We start from the raw sequence: 229 nt of genomic DNA, 5'->3' as shown, positions 1-229 counted from the left end.
GCGCTGATTTCTGCTGCGGTCAGCACGTGACCAGCCTGGGCCACACCATTGATGGTGACGTTCAGCGTATCGCCAGCCTTGGCGTCGGCCGGCAGGCCGATATTGACGGTATCGGTGGTGGCGCTACCTTGCTCAGCCTTATTGATGAAGCCATCGTTGTTGGCGTCGGTGGCGATGACCACAGTCGGTGCCGACGGCGCGGTGGTGTCGCGTACCGCACTGTCGCTGG

The 229-nt window shown here is 62.9% G+C and carries 1 protein-coding gene; it reads right to left on the bottom strand.

The window, feature by feature from the left end:
• Nucleotides 1-229: hypothetical protein (locus DBR44_RS19570; protein ID WP_158613684.1), on the bottom strand; the 229-nt coding region annotated here is incomplete at both ends.

This window comes from Aquitalea sp. FJL05 (genome assembly GCF_003852595.1).
Taxonomy (GTDB): domain Bacteria; phylum Pseudomonadota; class Gammaproteobacteria; order Burkholderiales; family Chromobacteriaceae; genus Aquitalea; species Aquitalea aquatilis.
The sequence above is the reverse complement of the archived record's forward strand: the minus strand, read 5'-3'. Positions and strand labels throughout refer to the sequence as shown.